Source organism: Lysobacter sp. F6437, from assembly GCF_052547215.1.
Map to the genome: position 1 here is coordinate 1,663,668 of NZ_JBQWRB010000001.1, position 18,337 is coordinate 1,682,004.

Annotated in this window: 14 protein-coding genes; 5 read left to right on the forward strand and 9 right to left on the reverse strand. The window is 68.4% G+C overall.

The genetic code is table 11. The features are described from left to right. Window positions 1-196 precede the first annotated feature (196 nt). The 4 genes from ACT9F5_RS07745 to ACT9F5_RS07760 all read right to left on the reverse strand — a co-directional run bounded on the left by ACT9F5_RS07745 (window position 197) and on the right by ACT9F5_RS07760 (window position 5,143). A complete protein-coding gene (locus tag ACT9F5_RS07745; RefSeq protein ID WP_445119303.1) occupies window positions 197-2,323 on the reverse strand; it encodes a prolyl oligopeptidase family serine peptidase in 2,127 nt (708 codons plus the stop codon). 405 nt (window positions 2,324-2,728) lie between these two features. Further along, complete coding sequence (locus ACT9F5_RS07750) at window positions 2,729-3,043, reverse strand: hypothetical protein (RefSeq protein ID WP_445119304.1); 315 nt, start codon at window positions 3,041-3,043, stop codon at window positions 2,729-2,731. 199 nt (window positions 3,044-3,242) lie between these two features. Further along, window positions 3,243-4,166, reverse strand: a complete 924-nt coding sequence (locus ACT9F5_RS07755) for a patatin-like phospholipase family protein (RefSeq protein ID WP_445119305.1) — start codon at window positions 4,164-4,166, stop codon at window positions 3,243-3,245. Next, complete coding sequence (locus ACT9F5_RS07760; protein ID WP_445119306.1) at window positions 4,166-5,143, reverse strand: WYL domain-containing protein; 978 nt, start codon at window positions 5,141-5,143, stop codon at window positions 4,166-4,168. The genes ACT9F5_RS07755 and ACT9F5_RS07760 overlap by 1 nt, the downstream gene beginning before the upstream one ends. A gap of 100 nt (window positions 5,144-5,243) precedes the next feature. Between ACT9F5_RS07760 and ACT9F5_RS07765 the strand changes: the two genes are divergently transcribed. From ACT9F5_RS07765 to ACT9F5_RS07775, 3 genes are all read left to right on the forward strand, one after another. After that, window positions 5,244-5,465, forward strand: a complete 222-nt coding sequence (locus ACT9F5_RS07765; protein WP_445119307.1) for a mechanosensitive ion channel family protein — start codon at window positions 5,244-5,246, stop codon at window positions 5,463-5,465. Window positions 5,466-5,573: 108 nt separating this feature from the next. Further along, window positions 5,574-6,308: a DUF481 domain-containing protein gene (locus tag ACT9F5_RS07770; protein WP_445119308.1), complete on the forward strand. Its 735-nt coding sequence runs from the start codon at window positions 5,574-5,576 to the stop codon at window positions 6,306-6,308. 75 nt (window positions 6,309-6,383) lie between these two features. Next, the gene (locus ACT9F5_RS07775; protein ID WP_445119309.1) at window positions 6,384-7,046 is read left to right on the forward strand and encodes a DUF481 domain-containing protein; all 663 of its coding nucleotides are present in this window, start codon (window positions 6,384-6,386) and stop codon (window positions 7,044-7,046) included. Window positions 7,047-7,160: 114 nt separating this feature from the next. On the opposite strand, the gene hemC is transcribed toward ACT9F5_RS07775, so the two are convergent. From hemC to ACT9F5_RS07790, 3 genes are all read right to left on the reverse strand, one after another. Next, entirely contained in the window at window positions 7,161-8,066 is a 906-nt protein-coding gene (hemC, locus tag ACT9F5_RS07780) for a hydroxymethylbilane synthase (RefSeq protein WP_445119310.1), read from the reverse strand. A gap of 152 nt (window positions 8,067-8,218) precedes the next feature. Then, window positions 8,219-8,944 carry a response regulator gene (locus ACT9F5_RS07785; RefSeq protein WP_445119311.1) on the reverse strand — a complete coding sequence of 242 codons (726 nt, stop codon included), beginning with the start codon at window positions 8,942-8,944 and terminating at the stop codon, window positions 8,219-8,221. Between the two features lie 127 nt (window positions 8,945-9,071). Next, window positions 9,072-11,663, reverse strand: coding sequence for a glycoside hydrolase family 3 N-terminal domain-containing protein (locus ACT9F5_RS07790; protein ID WP_445119312.1), 2,592 nt, complete (start codon window positions 11,661-11,663; stop codon window positions 9,072-9,074). A gap of 171 nt (window positions 11,664-11,834) precedes the next feature. On the opposite strand from ACT9F5_RS07790, the gene ACT9F5_RS07795 reads away from it, so the two are divergent. Then, window positions 11,835-12,848 (forward strand): substrate-binding domain-containing protein, encoded by a 1,014-nt coding sequence (locus ACT9F5_RS07795; RefSeq protein WP_445119313.1) that lies wholly within the window; start codon window positions 11,835-11,837, stop codon window positions 12,846-12,848. A gap of 13 nt (window positions 12,849-12,861) precedes the next feature. Here ACT9F5_RS07795 and ACT9F5_RS07800 read toward each other — a convergent pair whose 3' ends face one another. Together ACT9F5_RS07800 and ACT9F5_RS07805 are read right to left on the reverse strand one after the other, a co-directional pair. Beyond that, window positions 12,862-14,178: a glucose/galactose MFS transporter gene (locus ACT9F5_RS07800; protein WP_445119314.1), complete on the reverse strand. Its 1,317-nt coding sequence runs from the start codon at window positions 14,176-14,178 to the stop codon at window positions 12,862-12,864. A gap of 50 nt (window positions 14,179-14,228) precedes the next feature. After that, window positions 14,229-15,062: a polysaccharide deacetylase family protein gene (locus tag ACT9F5_RS07805; RefSeq protein ID WP_445119315.1), complete on the reverse strand. Its 834-nt coding sequence runs from the start codon at window positions 15,060-15,062 to the stop codon at window positions 14,229-14,231. 131 nt (window positions 15,063-15,193) lie between these two features. On the opposite strand from ACT9F5_RS07805, the gene ACT9F5_RS07810 reads away from it, so the two are divergent. Beyond that, window positions 15,194-18,268: a TonB-dependent receptor gene (locus ACT9F5_RS07810; RefSeq protein ID WP_445119316.1), complete on the forward strand. Its 3,075-nt coding sequence runs from the start codon at window positions 15,194-15,196 to the stop codon at window positions 18,266-18,268. Window positions 18,269-18,337: the final 69 nt, after the last annotated feature.

The following is an 18,337-nucleotide window of genomic DNA, read 5'->3' on the forward strand; positions in this document are numbered from 1 at the left end:
GGGATGGGGTCCGGGGGTGGGAAGTGCAACCGGGAGCGGTGGACGGGTGTTCTGTCCGGGCTTTTGTAGGAGCGGCTTTAGCCGCGATCGGATGGTTGGTCGCTCGCGCCGACTCCTGATCGCGGCTAAAGCCGCTCCTACAAAGGCACGGGCATTCGGGGGAACGGGCCGGCGGGAGGCCGGCCCGCTATGCGACTCAATCGTTCAACTGGTTCCACAGGAAGGTGAAGGCCAGCGCGCTCATGTGCGCGGCCTGCTTGTTGTTGGCCGAGCCGCCGTGGCCGCCTTCGATGTTCTCGTAGTAGCGCACGTCTTCGCCGCCTTCGAGCATCTTCGCCATCATCTTGCGGGCGTGGCCGGGGTGCACGCGGTCGTCGCGGGTGGAGGTCATGAACAGCGTCGGCGGGTAGTCCTTCGCCGGGTCGTACAGGTGGTACGGCGAGAAGGTCTTGATGAACGCCCACTCTTCCGGCTTGTCGGGGTTGCCGTACTCGGCCATCCACGACGCGCCGGCGAGCAGCTTGTGGTAGCGCTGCATGTCGAGCAGCGGCACCTGCACCACGATCGCGCCGAACAGTTCGGGGTACTGGGTGAGCATGTTGCCCATCAGCAGGCCGCCGTTGCTGCCGCCCTGGATGCCGAGCTTGTCGGCCGAGGTGATCTTGCGTGCGACCAGGTCCTGCGCGACCGCCGCGAAGTCCTCGTAGGCCTTGTGGCGGTTCTGCTTCAGCGCGGCCTGGTGCCAGCGCGGGCCGTACTCGCCGCCGCCGCGGATGTTGGCGACCGCGTAGACGCCGCCCTTCTCAAGCCAGCCCTTGCCGACGCTGCCGGAGTAGCCCGGCGTCATCGAGATCTCGAAGCCGCCGTAGCCGTACAGCAGGGTCGGGGTGCTGCCGTCGAGCGCGAGTCCTTTCGGCTTGACGATGAAGTACGGCACGCGGGTGCCGTCCTTGCTGGTGGCGAAGAACTGGTCGACCTCGTGGGTCGACGCATCGAAGAACACCGGCATGGTCTTGAGCACCTGCGGTGCCTGGCCGACCTCGGCGATCGCCAGCGTCGCCGGGCTGAGGTAGCCATCGGCCTGCACCCAGACCGCGTCGCTGTGGTCGGGGTCGACCGCGCCCACCGAGACGCTGCCTTCGGGCTGGCCGGTGAAATCGCTGCGCGCCCATTCGACGCCACCATCGGCTGGAGGGGTCAACACCTGCAGGTCGTTCTTGACGTCGTCGAGGATGTTGAGCACGAAGTGGTTGGCGGTGGTGGTGACGCCGGCCAGCGAGGTGGTGTCGCTCGGCTCGAACAGCACGGTGAAGTCGCGGCCTCCGGCCATGAAGGCGTCGAAGTTGGCGGCGACCAGGCTGCCGGCCGGGAAGGTCTTGCCAGCGGCCTCGTACGGCTCGCGCAGCTCGAGCACCAGCCAGTCCTTGTGCACCGACTTGTTGGCCGAGTTCGGCGCGTCGACCTGGCGCAGTTCACCGTCGTCGCCGACCAGGTACAGCTCATCGTTGTAGAAGGCGATGGTGCGGCTGACGAAGTCGCGCTCGAAGCCCGGCGTGTGGTCGTGCATCGCCGCGATGTACATGTCGTCGTCGGTGCCTTCGTAGACCACGGTGGCCTCGCTCATCGGCGTGCCGCGGGTCCAGCGCTTGACGATGCGTGGGTAGCCGGACTCGGTGAGCGTGCTCTGGCCATCGGCATCGGGCCCGAAGTCGGTGAATACGTAGACGTTGTCGCGGTCGATCCAGCCGAGGCCACCCTTGGCTTCATCACGGAAGAAACCGCCTTCGACCCACTGCTTGCCGGCCAGGTCGAACTCGCGGGTGACGTCGGCGTCGGCGCCGCCGCGCGACAGCGCGACCAGGCAGCGCTGGTACTCCGGCGGCAGGCAGTCGGCGCCGTGCCAGACCCAGTTCTCGCCCTCGGCCTTGTTGAGCGCGTCGAGGTCGATGACGGTTTCCCACTCGGGGTCGTCGGTCCGGTAGGACTCCAGCGTGGTGCGGCGCCAGAGGCCGCGCTCGTGCTGCGCGTCCTTCCAGAAATTGTAGTAGTGGTCGCCGATCTTGCCGACGTAGGGGATCTTGGCGTCGGAGTCGAGGATGGCGCGGATCTGCGTTTCGAGTTGCTTGAATTCGGGGGTGGCCGCCAGTTCGGCTTCGGTCACGGCGTTGCGGGCCTTGACCCAGTCGAGGGCCTTCTCGCCTTCGACATTTTCGAGCCAGAGGTAGGGGTCGGTCACGGCGGGCTCCTGGGCGTGGGAGGCGCCCGCAGCAGCCAGGCCGGTGACGAGGATGGCGGCCTGGACGGCCTGCGACAGCTTGGACATGGGCGCTCCGGGGTATCGGTGGGGGGCGGGAAAGGCGAAACCCGCAAGCTAGCACGGAGGTGGCTGGCGGGTGGCGTGCACGAAGCCACGACGACTTGGACCTTCGGGAAGTGGCTCGCGCGGGAGCCGGCGCGTGGGGGATTGCTCCAGCCCTCGGTCAGGGCGTCCTGCCCTGACTCGGGCCGCGGCCATCCATGGCCGCTTTTGCGCAATCCCCCACGCACCGGCTCCCGTCCGGTTGGCGAGGATTCCGGGGGGGTTCAATGCACGGTGCTCGATGGCCAGATGGCGTGGCCGTAGGAGCGACGTAAGTCGCGATTTCACCGACGCCGGGATCGCCGTGCGATCGCGACTTACCGGCGACAGCATGCTGTCGCCACTCCTACATCGGACCGCTTGGTCGAGTTACGCAGCTTTTGGCAACGCGGGGCGCGGCACTGGACGCACACGGCGGCGGGCCTGCGGGCCGCTCCGGCGGCGAGTCGCGGCATGGGTGCGATGATCCGCGGTTGCGGCGCGCAGGCGGAAGCGGTGCACGGCCCACCATGCGCTCAGCGGCATCGCCAGAAGCCATAGCGGCAGCCAGCCGAGGGTTTCGCTGGAGCCGCGGGCGGCGGGAACCAGCAGCAACAGGGTCGCGCCGATCGCGATGGCATAGCGCAGGACGTCTTCGAGGCGTGGGTCGATCGGTTCGGCGGCGGTCGGGGCGGAACGGGTCATGGCGCGGCTCCTGGGTGACTGGAGCTGCAGGATTGCGTCGGGGTATCTCAGGGACTGCGACTTGGTGGCGCGATGGGTCTGCCGTCTCGAGGTTCGATCCGCGCTTTTGTAGGAGCGGCTTCAGCCGCGATCGTGGAATCGGCGCGGGCAAACGACCACCCGATCGCGGCTGAAGCCGCTCCTACAACGGCCCCGACGTTCAGTAGCCGGCTTCATCGAGGGCCTTGTCGGCTTCCACGCGGCCGATCGCGATAAGTTCCTTCGCGCGCCAGAACTCGTAGAACTGGCAGGCGTCGCGCGGGATCCGGATCACCAGTTCGGGCGGGTCCAGCGCCATCTGCACGCGGGCGATCTGGGCCTGCATGGTGTCGAGCGATCGCGCCATCAGTTCGGTGAAGCCGTAGTGGGGCGAGGCGTCCGCGTCATCGCCACTGCGATGGAAGCGATGTTCGATCCAGTCCAGCAGCCGCGAGTGCGCGGGCGCCTCGTCGCCGCTGCGCGGTTCCGGTTCGTCGGGCTTGGCCGGCGCGCCCGGCGGTGTCATCGGCCAGCTGTTCATGTCGACCGCGATCAGCCGGTGCGCATCCGACAACCGGGTGGCAGCGATCGGCAACGGCGCGAGCAGGCCGCCGTCGACCAGTTCGCGGCCGTTGACGCGGTGCGGGGTGAACACGCCGGGGATCGCGATCGAGCCGCGCACCGCGTCCCACAGGTCACCCTGCCGCAGCCAGACTTCGCGTTGACGCATCAGGTCGACCGCGACCGCGGTGAAGTCGATCGGCAGGTCTTCGATCTGCAGGTCGCCGGTGCGCTCGCGCAGCGCCGCCATCAGCCGGGTGCCCTCGAACAGCGCCGGCTTGCCGAACACCGGGTCAAGCAGGCGCAGCATGTCGGTGCGGTTCATCGACAGCAGCCAGTCGCGGAACACGCCGAGCTCGCCGGCCGCGTACAGCCCGCCGACCAGCGCGCCGCTGGACGAGCCGGCGACCGCGACGATCTCCAGTCCCCGCGCCACCAGCGCGTCGATCACGCCGATCTGCGCCAGCCCGCGCGCACCACCGGCGCCAAGCACCAGTGCGACCGGTTCACCACGTTCGATCTTCGGAGCGTCCGCGCCCGCCATCAGCCCGGGCTGCGCTCGTAGTTGGAGATCGCCAGTTGCAGCAGGGTCCGTGCCTGCTCGCGCAACGGCGGCGGCTCGACGATCTCGGCGTCGCTGCCGTAATGCAGCACGTCCATCAGCAGTTCGCGGCCGGAGCTGTAGGGCAGCTTCAACTCGTAACGGCCGTCCGGCAGGAACCGGCCCTGCTGCTGCGAATGCCAGTGCTCGTCAGCGACCCAGCGCGCGGCCTTGGCGCTGAACAGGATCGTCGCCCAGCCCTTCGGGGTGCCGGAGAAGATGCCGTAGCTCGACGCCAGCTGGCGGTCGAGTTCCTCGTCGGGCACGTCGCGGGCGGCCTCGTCGAGCTGTCGCGCGGCGCTGATGCGGTCGACCGCGAAGCTGCGCAGGCCATCGCGCTCGTGGTCCCAGGCGTCGAGGTACCAGTTGTCGCGATAGTGGGTCAGGCGCTGCGGCGAGACCGCGCGGCGGGTGTGCTGGTCGGTCGAGCGCGCGCGGTATTCGAACGCCAGCTGCTTGCGATCGAGCACCGCGGTGGCGACGTGGCGGAACGCGGTCTCGTCGAGTTTGCGGGTGCGATGCGGGATCACCCGCACGCGTTCGACCGGGACACGGCGGCCGCCGGCATGGTCGTCGAGCAGCTTCTCGATGCGCTGCTGCAGCGGCGCCAGCGCATCCGACAGCACCCCGCCGCCGCTGCGCAGCATCAGCTGTTGCGCGGCCAGCAGCGAGTGCAACTCGTCCGAGTTCAGCCACAGGCCCGGCAGTTCGAAGCGGCTGCTGTCGTCGGGGTCGTAGCGGAAGCCGGCCTCTCCATTGCCGATCACCGGCGCCATCAGCTGGTCGCGCAGATAGGCGAGGTCGCGGTAGACCGTCGCGCGCGAGCATTCCAGCTCTTCCTGCAGGCGCTGCACCGTCACCGGGTAGCGCGCGGCGGTGAGGATGCGGTGCAGGGCGTGGATGCGTTCGATGCGTTCCATGGGCGGCGGTTTCCTGATTCCTGCCACAAGCATGGCACCGAGCGATGCAGGCCCGCCACTGTGGGGCGGCATACTGGGCGCCGTCATTCGGGAGACCACCATGAAACGCATGCGCCTGTACGCCGGTTACCTCTGCGTCGCGATCGCCTTCGCGCTGATCGTGATGCTGGGCTACGGCTTCATCGACCCGATCGGCATGGACATGACCGCCCATCCGGAAACGATGTGGGCGGCGCTGATGGGATTGTTGCCGAGCGTGCTGATCGCGGCGGTGGTGTTCGCCATCGGGCTGGTTTTGGTCAAGGGTGCGCGCAAGCCCTGAGCGGGCGGAAGCACGGGGATTCCGAACAAGTTCATTGCCCGGCATCGACAATGCACCGGCGGCCGATTGATATCCGGCCGTTTTTTTTGTTCCCAGCCGGAGTTGTCCATGCACAAGTTCCTCCTGGCGACCGCGATCGGCGCGGTCATGGCGCCAGGCCTCCTTCACGCCAACGAACTTCCCGCCAGCGACACCGAAGCCCCCCACTGGAGCGGCAACGGTGAACTCGGCCTGGCGCTGTCGCGCGGCAATACCGACAGCCAGACGCTGATCGGCAAGCTGAGCCTGGCCCGGGAGGACGAGCGCTGGAAGCACGAGGCCGGCCTGGCCTTCCTGTATGGCCAGCAGGACGAAATCGACAGCGCCTATCGTTATGAGGCATTCGGCAAGACCGGCCTTCGCCTCGGCGAGCGCAGCCGGCTGTCCGGATCCGCGCGTACCGAGCGCGATCATTTCGCCGCCTACGAATACCAGTCGACCGCCGCGTTCAGCTACGGCCACGACGCGGTCAAGACCGAAGCCACCCACCTGGATTTCGAGATCGGCCCGGGTTACCGCTGGTCCAAACTGCAGGGGGTGCGGGTCCACGAGAACGGCGGCGTCGTGCGCGGCCTGATGGACTTCGGCCACCGCTTCAACGATTCGACATCGATCTACGACACCCTGCTGGTCGAGGCCGGACACGACAACACCTTCGCCCGCAACGAGGCCGGCGTGCTGGTCAAGATGAGCGACGCACTGGCACTGAAGGCGGGCGTCGAGGTGCGCCACAACACCGACGTGCTGCCGGGTATCCACAAGACCGACACCCTGACCACCGTCAACGTCAGTTACGGCTTCTGAGCCGCACGGCCCCGACCTGCACCTGCCACGCGGCCTTGGCATAATCGGCATTCCAGTCGTGAACCGGAGGGACCGATGTCGGCCCTGCTGGGGCTGGTCCTGCTGACCGCTCCGTTCGTCACATTGCCGTCGCCGGCGTTTCCCGCCGACCCCACCCTGGCCGCGCTTGGCAGCGACCCGGCGCAACTGCGGCTGTTCTGCTATTCGACCCGCTGCGGCGACGAGGAGTGGCGTCGGATGCGGTCGCCGACGGAGTCCCCGATCGTCCCCGACTCGGGTGCCCGGCGGGGGCCGGCGCTGCCACGCAGCACGCCGTGGATCGGCCTGCACGTATCGGCGCGGTCGCGTGAAAGCACCGCCAGCTACTCCAACGACTGGCGCATCGGCACCCGCTACCGGGTGGAAGCGGTGCGCAACGGGCCGACCCGGGTCGGCGTGCAACTGGGCGCGGGCTACCGGCTGGCGCCGCTGAGCGACGACGGCATCCACATGCCGGGGCCGGTGATGCGCGGCGTGGTGGAAATCGGCCACCGGATCACGCCACGCGCCGAGTGGAACCAGCGCATCCAGTTCGAGACCGGCCAGGGCACGACGTTCGTCAAGCAGTCGGTGGGGCTCGATGTGTCGTTGTGGCCGGCGTGGACGCTGGAGTCGGATTTCACCATCCGCCACGACGAGTACGGCCGCAGCGGCAGCGAGTCGGCGGAGTCGTCGTTGCAGTTGCGCCGGCGGTTCTGAGGCGGGACCGCCGGACCGGTGCGGGTCGCGCAATTGTAGGAGCGGCTTCAGCCGCGATCGGACACTCGGTCGCTCGTCCGACTCCAGATCGCGGCTGAAGCCGCTCCTACACTTTTACAGACCGAGCAGTTCGCCTGCGCCTTGTGCGAGCAGTCCGGCGGCAACCTCGCGACCCAGCGCATCGGCCGACGTACCCCCGGCCTGCGTGCGCACGATGCGACCGTCCTCGGCCGAACCGACCAGTCCGTGCAATTGCAGCCGCTCGCCTTCGAGTGTCGCGAATGCCGCGACCGGCACGTGGCAGCTGCCGTGCAACGTGCGGTTCATCGCCCGCTCGGCCTCGACGCAGCGACGGGTGTCGGCATGGTCCAGTGCGGCGCACAGGGCGATGGTGGCAGCATCGTCGTCGCGGCATTCGATCGCGATCGCACCCTGTGCAGGTGCCGGCAACCAGTCCGGCGCCTGCAGCCGCGCACGGATGCGGTCGTCGAAACCGAGCCGCTGCAGGCCGGCGCAGGCGAGCACGATGGCGTCGTAATCGCCGGCGTCGAGCCGCGCCAGACGCGTGTTGACGTTGCCGCGCAGGTCGCGCAATTGCAGGTCCGGGCGCCTCGCGCGCAACTGGGCCTGGCGGCGCAGCGAAGAGGTGCCGACCACCGCGCCCTGCGGCAGCGCGTCGATATCGTCGAAACGGTTGCTGACGAAGGCGTCGGCGTAGTCGGCGCGCTGCAGGATCGCCGGCAGCGCGAAGCCCGGCCCCAGCTCCATCGGCACGTCCTTGAGCGAGTGCACCGCACAGTCGGCCTCGCCGCGCAGCATCGCGATTTCCAGTTCCTTGAGGAACAGGCCCTTGCCGCCGATCGCGGCGAGCGAGCGGTCCAGCACCTCGTCTCCGCGGGTGCTCATGGGCACCAGTTCGACCACGAGGCCCGGATGGGCGGCGCGCAGGGCGTCGGCGACGTGTTCGCTCTGCCACAGGGCGAGCGGGCTTTTGCGGGTGGCGATGCGCAGGGTGGTCATGCGGTGATTATCGCAGGGCATGGCCGGGGTCGTGGACAGGGCGGTACCTGTCGTGTGTGCCTGCCGTGTGTGCCTGCCGTTGTAGGAGCGGCTTTAGCCGCGATCTGGAGTCGGTGCGGGCGAACGATTCCCGATCGCGGCTAAAGCCGCTCCTACAGGTGCTTCAGGGTTTCTCGCAGGCCGGCTACGCAGCGGCGGCTGACTTCCAGCGGCTGCGGGGCATGGCGCAGCACCGCCTGGGTGTGGCCGTCGGGGTTGCGGCGCAGGCCGGTGATCTCGTGGCGGGCGACCAGGCAGTTGCGGTGGATCCGCACGAAGCGCTCGCCGAATTCGTCCTCCAGCGACTTCAGCGACTCCTCGATCAGGTCCTCGCCGTGCGCGTGGTGGACGATGACGTACTTTTCCTCGGCCTGCAGGTAGTGCACGTCGTCCAGCGGGATCAGCCGCAGGCTGCCGCGCAGGCGGGCGCACAGGTGGCTGCGCGCGGCCGGGGTGTCCCGTGCGCTGCGTTCGCGGCCGGCGGCGAAGGTGCGCACGCGTTCCAGCGCAGCTGCCAGGCGCTCGGCACGGACCGGCTTGACCAGATAGTCGATCGCCTCGGCCTCGAATGCGGACAGCGCGTGGGCGTCGTAGGCGGTGCAGAACACCACGGCCGGGCGCGGCTCGAATGCCGCCAGGTGGCGCGCGGCCTCGAGCCCGTCGATACCGGGCATCGCGATGTCGAGCAGCACCAGGTCCGGCGCGTGCTCGGCGCAGGCGTGCAGCGCCTCGGTGCCGTCGGCGGCCTCGGCGACCACCTCGATCCCGCCCGCCTCGCGCAGCAGGCTGCGCAGGCGTTCGCGTGCCAATGGTTCGTCGTCGGCGATGACCACCTTCATCGACCAGCCCCCCGTATCGGTGCGGCCGCGCGATGGGCACGGCCGGCAGGTCGATCTTAGCGCGGACCCGCGTGCACGGACGGTGGCGTCACGGGCTGCGGGTCACGGATCCGGAGTCCGCCGACGATCAGCCGGCAACGTCCTCGCCGCAATCCAGCGCATCCTCGTCGTCGCCAGCGCCGGCCACCACCCTGATGCGGGTGAACGACGCGGCGAACGGCGCATCGGCCTCGATCGCGAACGGCACGTCGGTGGCGCCCAGGTTGGCGCCGCGCCCGGCGAAGCACGCCAGCGGCACCTTGACCGTGTGCTTTTCACCCGGCTCCAAACCGGCGAACACCGGCGCCAGGTCGATCGCACCGCCGCAGTCCGGCCCACAGGTCATCGACAGCATCACCGGGTCGGCCGGTGCATGGACCAGCGCGACGTCGAACTGCAGCGCCCCGTTGTTCAGCGCAAAGGCGTTGAAGTTGTTGCGCGCCGCGCTGCGCGACAACAAACGCGCGGGTGCCAGCCAGGTCACTTCCTTGGCGTCCTGCTGGGTGTTGACCTGCACGGTGCGCACGCGCAGTGCCGGTGCGTCGCGCGGCCATTCGATGGTCGAGTTGAGGTCGGCGCCGACCACCTGCTCTTGCGCGCCGGCACCCATCGTCAAGGTGTAGGGCGGCACGTCGGCATTGTTGAAGATCGGCAGCGAAGTCGCCTCGCCGCATTGCGTCGCCTCGTCCAGCGGCAGCGTCGCCACGGTTCCGCCCTTGGCATAGGACAGGCCATAGCCGAGCGCGAACTGCGGCGCGGCGCCATCGGGACCCAGCGCGCGGGGCCCCGGGCAGGCAACCGCCGGCCACGCGAACGACAGCGTCGCGCCGAAGTCGTACGCAGGCCTTCCGTCGGCGCCCGCCACCAGCACGTCGGACACGCCCTTGCCCTCGGTGCCGGGAAGCCACGCGGCGACGAACGCATCGGACAGGTTGATCAGGTCGTTGGTGTACAGCGGCCGTCCGGACAGGAACACCGTCACCACCGGCGCGCCCTTGCCGGCCACGGCCTGTAGCACCGCGAGGTCCTCCGGGTGGCGACGGCTGTGGGTCACCGTGTCGGACGCGACGATGTCGCCGTTGGTCTCGGCGTACGGCGTTTCGCCGATGACCGCGACCACGGCATCGAAGCCGGCGACGTCGATGCCTTTGGCGGTTTCACTGAAGGTCACGTTGGCCTCGCCGAGGGCCTCGTTCAAGCCGTCGAGGATGCTGTCGGCATCCGGGAAGTCGGCGTTGGTGTTGTCGGTGCCCTGCCAGGTCAGCGACCAGCCGCCGGCCTGGTTGGGGATGCTGTCGGCGCTCTTGCCGACCACCAGCACCCTGGCGTCGCGCGACAGCGGCAACGCGCTGTCCTCGTTCTTGAGCAGCACCAGCGTCTTGCGCACGGCCTCGCGTGCCAGCGCGCGGTCCTGTATCGCCTCGACGGTGCCGGCGCCGGTGTGTTGCGACGGCTTCCTGCCGTCGAACAGGCCGGCGCGCAACTTGACCCGCAGGATCCGGCTGACCGCATCGTCGATGCGCGCCATCGGGATGTCGCCGGCCTCGACCTGTTCGATCGTGTTGGCGATGAACGCCTTCCAGTCATCGGGCACCATCACCATGTCGATGCCGGCGTTGATCGCGTCGGCGCAACTCGAGTTGCTGCAGCCGGGCAGCTGGCCGATGCCGTTGTAGTCGGAGACGACGAAGCCGTCGAAGCCCATCTTCTCCTTCAGCGCGCCGGTCAACAGGATCTTGGCGCCGTGCATCTTGCCGTGGTCCTCGCCGCTGTCGGTGTCGACCCAGCTGTTGTACGACGCCATCACGGTCTGCGCACCGGCGCCCAGCGCGCCGTAGTAGCCGGCACCGTGGATGTTGATCAGCTCGCCGAGGGTCGCCCGGGTCACGCCCTGGTCCTGGCCGTGCTCGGTGCCGCCATCGCCGATGAAGTGCTTGACGCTGGCGATCGCGTTGGCGTCGTCGGCAAAGCCGCCCTGCAAGGCCTGGGTGTAGCTGGCCGCGTACTCGCGCACCAGCGCCGGGTCCTGCGACCAGCTTTCGTAGCTGCGGCCCCAGCGCGTATCCAGCACCACCGGCACCGCCGGCGCGAACAGCCAGTCGATGCCGGTTGCGCGCACCGCCCGGCCGGTCGTCGTGGCGATGCGGCCGACCAGCTCCGCGTCGTGCGCCGCGCCCAGGCCGATGTTGTGCGGGAAGATGGTCGCCCGGTACACGTTGCTGTGGCCGTGCATCGCATCGGTGCCCCACATGATCGGCACCGGCACCTTGGCGTCGACCGCCATCGATGCGTCATGGAAGCCGTCGGCCACCGCCACCCAGTCGGCGACGCTGGCGTGCTTGTCCTGCCCGGGCCACGAGCCGCCGCCGTTGAGCACCGAGCCGATGTAGTACTCGCGCACTTCCGCCGGCGTGATCGACTTGATCTCGGCCTGGGTCATCTGGCCGACCTTCTGCGCCAGGGTCATGCCGGCGACGATCTCGCGCACCCGCGCTTCGAGCGCCGGATTGGACTTGATCGCGCTATCGACGTGCGGCCAGTCGGCCAGCGGCTCCGGCATCGCGGATTGCGTGTCCCGGGCGCCGGATGTGTCGGCACTGGCGGCGTCGCGCTCGCCGCAGCCGTACAGCGCCAGGGTGGCCAGCAGGCTGGCGGACAGGACGTATCGATGCAATTTCATGGCGATCCTCGATTTCCGCCGGGCGCACTTCACCGCGACGCATGGGGAAGACAGGGCAAGATGCAGGCCATGGAAATCCTTGCGGCTTGCGTGTTGACAGCGTTGTCATACCGGCGCCCAATGTAAATGTCAAAACACGATCGTTCAATTGCGCGCACATCGAGGAGTGACATGCGTATCCGGATCGAGGACGTGGCGGCCGCCGCGGGCGTGTCGATGAAAACCGTCTCGCGCGTGCTCAACAGCGAGCCCAACGTGCGCGAGGCGACCCGCCAGCGCGTGCTGGAAACGGTCGAGAAGCTGCAGTACAAGCCCAACCCGTCCGCACGCAGCCTGGCCGGCCAGCGTTCTTACGCGATCGCGCTGGTCTACGACAACCCGTCGCGCAACTACCTGATGGAAATCCAGGCCGGGGTACTCGACGCGTGCTACTCGCACCACTACAACCTGGTGCTGGCCCCGGTCGACGCCAGTGCGCCCGGGGCGACGGCGGGCATCCGCGGCGTGTTCGAGCATTTCGGTCCCGATGGCGTCGTGCTGATCCCGCCGCTGACCGACGACCCGGTGGTGCTCGACTACCTGCAGGAACACGGGGTGCCGTTCGCCTGCATCTCGCCGCACTCCCTCGCCGACCGCATCGGCGTGACCATGGACGAGCGCTCCGCGGTGCGCGACCTGATGGCGCACCTGCTTTCACTCGGGCACCGGCGCATCGGCCACATCCAGGGCCATCGCGACCACGGCGCATGGGAATGGCGCCACGACGGCTATCGCGAGGCGCTGCAGGACGCGGGGATCACCTACGACCCTGCGCTGGTGGTGCGGGGTGAATTCGTCTTCGAATCGGGCGTGCGTGGCGCCAACCAGCTGCTCGACCTGGACGACCCGCCCACGGCGATCTTCGCCGCCAACGACGACATGGCCGCCGGCGTGATCCGGGTCGCCGGCGAGCGCGGCCTGCACGTGCCACGCGACCTCTCGGTGTGCGGTTTCGACGACACCCCGATCTCGCGCCACATCTTCCCGGCGCTGACCACGGTGCGCCAGCCAACCATGGAGATGGGCGCGGCGGCCACGATGCAGTTGCTCGACCGGATCCGCGCCGAAGATGCCGGGCGCATGCTGGAAGTCCGGCATGCCCTGCTGCTGCGCGAGTCCACCGGGCCGGCGCGCCCGCGCAACTAACCCCGGCGCGGCCTCACGCGGACGCCGCGGGCGCCAACCCGGCTTCGCGCACGCGCGAGCCGCGCAGCGCGTAGTACAGGATGAAGCCGTAGCACAGCATCGGCAGCAGAAACGCCATCTGCAGGCCGAACCCGTCGGCCAGCCAGCCCATCGCCAGCGGGATGATCGCGCCGCCGACGATCGCCATCACCAGCAGGCTCGACGCCTTGCTGGTCAGCGGCCCGAGGCGCTCGATGCCGAGCGCGAAGATGGTCGGGAACATGATCGAGTTGAACAGGCCAATCGAGACCACGCTCCATTTCGCCAGCTCGCCGCTGCTCATCATCGTCACCGCCAGCAACGCGGCCGCAACCAGCGCGAACACGCCGAGCAGCTTGCGCGGATCGACCCGGGTCAGCAGCACCGCACCAACCAGCCGTCCGACCAGCGCCCCGCCCCAGTACATCGACACGTAGGTCGTGGCCTGCTGCTCGGTCAGGCCCAGTCCGATGTGCGGCATCGCCAGGTAGTTGACCAGCACGCTGCCGACCGACACCTCGGCGCCGACGTAGAAGAAGATCGCCAGCACGCCGAACAGCACGTGCTTGTGGCGCAGCGCGTCGCGGATGCTGTAGCGGTGATCGTGCGCGACATCCTCGACGCCGCCGATCGCCGGCAGGCGAAACGCCATCACGATCGCCGCGAGCACGAACAGCGCCAGCGCCAGCCCGAGGTACGGCCCCTGCACCGCCTGCGCCTCGGTAGCGCGATAGGCCAGCGCTTCCGCCGCCGGCATTACGGCCAGTTCCTCGACGGTCTTCGGCGCCGCCGACAGGATCAGCAAGCCGCCAAACAGCGGCGCGATGGTGGTGCCGAGCGAGTTCATCGACTGCGCCAGCGTCAACCGGCTGTGGCTGGTCTTCTCCGGGCCGAGCAGTGCGACATACGGATTGGCCGCGACCTGCAGCACGGTGATGCCGGTGGCCAGCACGAACAACGCGGCAAGGAACACCGGGTAACTGTGCACGGCCGCGGCCGGCCAGAACATCAGCGCGCCGAAGCCGGCGATGGCCAGCCCGGCGACGATGCCCTTCTTGTAGCCCAGCGCCGCGACCAGCCGCCCGGCCGGCAGCGACATCAGGAAATACGCGCCGAAGAAGGTGAACTGGATCAGCATCGCCTGCACCCAGCTCAACTCGAACTGCGCCTTCAGGTGCGGGATCAGGATGTCGTTGAGGCAGGTGAGGAAGCCCCACATGAAGAAGATCGAGGTGACCACCGCCAAGGCCAGGCGGTGGGTCTGCCGGGGCGACCCGGCGGCGGTTGCAATCTGGGGTGTGGCGAGATCCATGTGGTTGCTCCGGTCCGCGTGGGCGCAGGCATCGTGTGTCCGCGATCGTGCTATGGAACCTGCTTCAGGTCCTGCTGTCCAGCGCTGTCATCGATGCCGTTCTGCTGCCTGACGTACTGCATGATCTCGACGAAGGGGGCGACCCAGTACACCTCGGGGTGGCGCGCGAGGTGGTCCAGCAACGTCTCGTGGGCCTCGCTGGAGACGGCCAGGTAGTCGCCGCCGACACCGTGGAACGTGAGGTTGGCCATCGTGCCTTTGCGCGCGGCCGCCTCGACGATGGCGATCAGTTGCGTGCCGGTGACCTGCGCCGGTGTGTCGACGCTTAGGGCGTGCGGATCCAGCGTCGCCATGTCCTCGACGACCGCACCGTTGCCGAGCCGGATCGCCACGAACTCCTGCTCGACCAGTTCGACATAGTTCACGCCGTCGGCCACGGCATCCCCGCAGGGCACCGCCAGCGTGCGCGCGGTGCGGCCGTCGATTGCTCCCAGCATGGCGTTGGCCAGCCGCACCTGGTCCGCCATCTGCGCGGCCGTCGTGGTGTCGAGGTCACGCTGTGGTTCGACCCAGCCGCGCCCCTCGCCCGCCCCCGAACACTGGTGGAACAGGGTGTGGTTGCCGAGCTCGTGCCCGCGCGCGGCGGCGGCGCGCCATTCGGGCAGGCGCGTGCGCAGCGTGTCGGCGGACAGCGGCAGGTAGAAGCTGGCCCTGAACCCGTGGCGCTCCAACGCGGGGATCGCGTTGTCGAGTTGCGAGTCCAGCGCGTCGTCGTACGCGAGGCTGACGGCGGCACGCCGGCCATCGGGCCATTGGTACGGCTCGCGCTCGCCGGCGCTGGCGAATGGCGCGCCCAGCACCGCCGCAAACAGCAACATCGACATTGGACCGATGGCCTTCATCGCGCGCCCTTTTCGAGGATCTGCCTCAACCGTACCGGAGTTGACAACGCTGTCAATTGGGCGTTCCATGCGACTCGACACCAATTTCGTGAAGGTCCGGGGAGGGAATTTCGATGAATCGCGTGCATTTCGTTCCAAAGCGCAGTCTTTTGAGCGCCGCGCTGTTGCTGGCGCTGGCGCCCGCCGTATCGGCCCAGGTGGCCACGGACGACCCGGACAACCAGGACGCCTCGACCACGCAGGCCGAAGCCGAAGCCGACCCCCAAACCCTCGACCGGGTGGTGGTGACCGGCATCCGCGGCAGCCTGACCTCGTCGATGAACCTCAAGCGCGATGCGCAGGGCATCGTCGACGGCATCGTTGCCGAGGACATCGGCAAGTTCCCCGACACCAACCTGGCCGAGTCGCTGCAGCGCATCAGCGGCGTGTCGATCGACCGCTCGATGGGCGAGGGCTCGAAGGTCACCGTGCGTGGCGTCGGCCCCGACTTCAACCTGGTGCTGCTCAACGGCCGCCAGATGCCGGCGTCGAGCATCGAGGCGACCAACGCTTCCAACTCGCGCGCGTTCGATTTCGCCAACCTGGCCTCCGAGTCGATCTCCGGGGTCGAGGTCTACAAGACCAGCCGCGCGGAGACGCCCACCGGCGGCATTGGCGCGACGATCAACATCAAGACCGCGCGTCCGCTCGACAATCCCGGCTTCCTCGCCAACATCGGCGTCAAGGGCGTCCACGACACCAGCGCCGGCAACCTCCCGGATTCGCTGCAGGGCGACGACCTCACCGGCGAGATGTCGGGGATCTTCAGCAACACCTTCGCCGACGGCACGTTCGGCGTCGCCCTGAGCGGCAGCTACCAGGAACGCGACTTCGGCTACAACGAAGCGGCAGTGGGCGGTGGCTGGTACGCCTTCCCGGGCGCAGAAGGTCCGCTGGCGAACGCGGAGCCGGCCGCCAATGCGACCAACGCGCCCGGCCCCGACGACATCTATTCGATCCCGCAGAACCTGATCTACGCGGTCAACGGTGTGCAGCGGCAGCGCTCCAACGGACAGGTCACCCTGCAGTGGGCGCCGACCGACCGGGTCACCACGACACTCGACTACACCTACTCCGAGAACAAGATCCAGGCACGGCGGCACGAGCTCTCCACCTGGTTCAACCAGGCGGCTTCGGAAACCTCGTGGACCGACGGCCCGATCGCGGCGCCGACCAGCTACACGGAGTACGCGGGCTGCTTCAACCCGGCCACCGAACAGTGGACCGCGAGCGATGCCGCCAACGTCTGCCCGGCAGGCTTCGAACCGCGCTGGGGCGACCTGGCGATGGCCGGCTCGTTCAACGCGACGCGCAACGAGAACAAGTCGCTGGGCTTCAACGTGGCCTGGGAAGTGACCGACGCGCTCGACCTCGAGTTCGACTACCACAGCTCCAGCGCGGAGTCGGGCGCGGACAGTCCGTACGGCTCCAACAACGTGATCGGCACCGCCGCCTTCGCGCGCGGTGTCACCAACGTGGACTTCAGCGGCGACTTCCCGGTGCTGTCGGTGCTGCTGCCCCCGGGCATGTCCTCGGTTGGCGCAGACCAGATGATGGTGACCGGTTCCTCCTTCCGCAACAGCTACATGAAGTCGGAGGTCGACCAGGCGCAGGTACGCGGCAGCTTCGACTTCGCCGACTATTCGCGCCTGGATTTCGGCGTGGCGTCCACCGAGGTGCAGAACCGCACGGCCTACAACTTCACCCAGCGCGACGACTGGGGCGGTTTCGGCAACGGCGCGGCGGACTATGCCGATGATCTTTGGATCGCCGACGACATCAGCGGCTATTTCGACCAGTTCGGGGGCAGCGGCGACGCCTTCGGCCAGTTCTTCCTGTTCGACTTCGAGGCCCTGCGCGAGGCCGCGATCGCGGCGCGTGGCGGCGATGAGGCGTCCTACCTGCCGCCGCCGAACTTCAGCACCGATCGCCGCACCACGGAGAAGTCGAAGAGCGCGTTCGCGCAGTGGAGCGACACCTTCGGCATGGACATGCCGCTCAACGTGGCCGTCGGCGTGCGCTACGAGGAAACCGAAGTGACCTCCAGCGCGCTGGTGCCGATCCCGACCGGACTGGTCTGGGCCGGCAACAACGAGTTCACGGTGCAGTTCGGGCCCGACGACTTCACCACCCTGCGCGGCAAGTACGACTACTGGCTGCCCAGCATCGACCTGGGGTGGGAACTCACCGACAGCATGATCCTTCGCGGCAGCTACGGCCACAGCATCGGCCGCCCGCAGTGGAACCACATCCAGGGCGGCCAGACCATCGACCTGTTCGCCGGCTACGAGGGTGGCACCGGCTCGCAGGGCGATCCCGGCCTCAAGCCGCTGGAGTCGAAGAACTTCGACCTCTCGTTCGAGTGGTACTACGACGACGCCAGCTACCTGTCGGTGGGCTACTTCCGCAAGGACATCGACAACTACATCGGCACCGCGCAGCGCGAAATCCATCCCGGCCTGACCACGCCGGTCGGCGGCGCCTACTTCCAGGAGGCGGTCGCCAACGGCTGCGTCGAAGGCTCGGTCGATTTCCGCGGCTGCGTGCGCAGCTACATCTTCGACAACTATGCCGGCACGCCGGGGGTGGTCGTGACCGGCACCGATCCGAACGGCCAGCCGACCGGCACCATTGCCGGCCAGCCGGGCGATCCGCTGGCGTTGTTCCGCGTCACCGTGCCGGTGAACAAGGAGTCTTCGCAGATCGATGGCTGGGAGCTCAACGTCCAACACATGTTCGGCAACAGCGGCTTCGGGGTATCGGCCAACTACACCATCGTCGATTCGGACCTGACCTACGACGACTACAACCTCGGCGACCAGTTCGCCCTGCTGGGCCTGAGCGACTCGGCCAACCTGATCGGCTTCTACGACAAGGGGCGGTGGCAGGTCCGCGCGGCCTACAACTGGCGCGACGAGTTCCTGTCCTCGACGTTCGACAGCTGGCGTCCGAACCCGGTCTACGTCGATGCCTACGGCCAGTTCGACCTGAGCGTCGGCTACCAGGTGACCGAGCAACTGTCGCTGCAGGCCGAGGCCATCAACCTCACCGACGAGACCACGCGTTCGCACGGCCGCCACGACCGGGAAGTGTTCTACGCCACCCAGACCGGGCCGCGTTACATGTTCGGGTTCCGCTACAAGTTCTGATCACCGGCGCGGCTGCGCGATACTGGGGTCTTCCGCGGCGGGCCGTCCCGCCGCGGGGACGCCCGCCGC